Consider the following 2,392-nt stretch of genomic DNA (forward strand, 5'->3'; position numbering starts at 1 on the left):
GATAGTTCTCCGAATGAAAGCCTGTCCTCAGCATAGTACCGGGAAGGAGGGAGTGACCATCTCATTAAATATCCTACGTTAAGCCTGTTTTTTGTACAAACTACTATCCATTGAGCGTAATGAGCGGTATTTACCCTGTCCCAGCTTGAGATTTGTTCGCCAGACGTAATCCCCACTCAGATTTATGTGCTCCCATCCCAACGGGGACAGATGAGCAATAAGCTGTTCATTTACCTGAATCCCTTTTCGCTTCAGAGCATCAAGGGCTCTTTCTATATATATCGTATTCCACAGTGAGATCGCCGCAGTCAGCAATGTCAGCCCACTGGCCCGGTAGCTCTGGTTTTCCAGTCCACGGTCTCTGATTTCCCCCAGTCGGTGCATAAAGACTGCTCGAACAAGGGCATTGCGGGCCTCACCTTTATTCAACCCTGCCTGTACTCGTCGACGTAGGGAAGGATCCCGGAACCAGTCCAGCATAAACAATGACCTTTCGATGCGGCCAATCTCCCTCAGAGCCTTTGCCAGACCATTCTGTTTCGGATAGCTGGCCAGCTTTTTCATCATCAGTGATGCTGTTACCGTTCCCTGCTTTATAGGGGGCAGTTTGGAGATCGGAAATTTTTGTACTATAAGGACTATAAGGACTTCCCCGGCATGTCAAAGCCGGTATTTATGGTTTCTGTCTGCTCTTCAGTAAAAATAAAGGGGAGAGACTGCGGTACTATAAACGGCCATGATGAATCGTCATCGATTCGGGCCCTGATGAAAGACGCGCGTGAGGTTCTTGTTCGTTTAGGGAGGGTGCGAATAAGTACCCTCCGCAACGAAAATGAAACTTTTAGTCAATTAAATTCAATCACTTACATAGGCGTTTTTTTGCGTTTGGTGACTTATTCGCACCTTCCTTAGCGGATACGTATATCCTGTACAATAGCCAGATAGGCCTCACGGGGTCTAACCCTTTATCATCAACGAATTGCAGGTCAGATGGTTATACAGCTTCGAGCTTTAGTTGACTGAGTACAGCCGGAAATCATCACCGTAATGTAGTGATGCCCAACACAGCCGCGCATTTTTGGCGGCGATGGCCACAACAGCCCGCCAGTACCCTCTGCGCTCAACCAACATACAAACCCAACGGCTGAATGAGTCAGTCCTTTTCCCGGCGCCAATAAGCACTGAACGAGCCCCCTGAACCAGAAGCGTTCGCAGATACGAATCACCGGCTTTTGTGATCCTGCCGAGTTTCGACTTTCCCCCGCTGCTGTATTGTGATGGCGTCAGCCCCAGCCAGGCTGCCAGTTGACGTCCATTTTTAAAATCATGTGCATTACCGATACTGGCGACCAGTGCACAGGCCGTTGTGGGACCAACGCCCTTTAGCTCCATCAGCCGCTGACTGCGATGATCTGTTTTGGCTATGTGGGACAAAATTCGGTCATATTCAGTGATGTTAGCTTCAATGCGATCAACGTGTTCCATCAAATCATCAACACATTGCTGAACCTGAAGCGGTAAAGAGCTCTTCTGCACAGAAACCATGTGGCGCAGGGCATCAGCACTTTGTGGCGCGATGACACCGAATTCAGATATCAATCCTCGCAGACGATTATACGTTGCTGTTTTCTCTTCGATAAAACCCTGACGGGTACGATGTAAACACTGCATGGCCTGCTGGCTTTCGTCTTTCACTGGTACGAACCGCATATGCGGACGACGAACAGCTTCACAGATAGCCTGAGCATCAGCTGCATCATTTTTTCCTGATTTTCCGGCCATACGATAAGGCGATACAAACTTAGCAGCCATCAGACGTGGCTCATGACCATACTGCCGAAACAATCTTGCCCAGTAGTGAGCCCCGGAGCATGCTTCCATCCCGATAACACAGGGAGGCAAACTTGCAATTAACTCAGGAAGTGCAGCACGCGATACTTTAGGCTTAACCAGAACAGTTCTACCATTTTGATCAACACCGTGAACAGCAAACACATTTTTAGCAAGATCGATACCGACAGTCGTGATAGTCATAACGAATTCCTCCGGGACGATGTGTACCCCATGATTGCACAAGAGTTAATCAGGCGCATAATCAGGGGAAGTCCCTTCCATTCGGTAAGCCTGTTTTTTGAACAGACTTACCTATAGCAATAGGGTGTACTCCCGCGCTATACAGCGTTTTCAGGGGATTTTGTCTTAATCGGATAACCTAAATGCGATACAGCAAGAGCGACAACCTAAAAGCGATAGCCACTGACGATAAATCAATCACTTACGTATCCGAATTGGTTGAATAATGTGCTCAACGTACAAAAATTGGCACTGTTGCAAATAGTCGGTGGTGATAAACTTATCATCCCCTTTTGCTGATGGAGCTGCACATGAACCC

The 2,392-nt window shown here is 47.9% G+C and carries 1 protein-coding gene and 1 pseudogene; both read right to left on the reverse strand.

What is annotated here, in order from left to right:
* Positions 1-78 precede the first annotated feature (78 nt).
* Positions 79-597 (reverse strand): annotated as a pseudogene (locus tag ACOTXR_RS24990) (Tn3 family transposase); the annotation flags it as partial.
* 414 nt (positions 598-1,011) lie between these two features.
* Positions 1,012-2,034: an IS110 family transposase gene (locus ACOTXR_RS24995; RefSeq protein ID WP_000156887.1), complete on the reverse strand. Its 1,023-nt coding sequence runs from the start codon at positions 2,032-2,034 to the stop codon at positions 1,012-1,014.
* Positions 2,035-2,392: the final 358 nt, after the last annotated feature.

Origin of the sequence: Enterobacter cloacae complex sp. IR53030, from assembly GCF_049238365.1 — a bacterium.
Lineage (GTDB): Bacteria > Pseudomonadota > Gammaproteobacteria > Enterobacterales > Enterobacteriaceae > Enterobacter > Enterobacter kobei.

Excerpts from the sequence above, each read along its gene's own strand:
- ACOTXR_RS24995 (WP_000156887.1), bottom strand. The coding sequence starts at position 2,034 with ATGACTATCACGACTGTCGGTATCGATCTTGCTAAAAATGTGTTTGCT.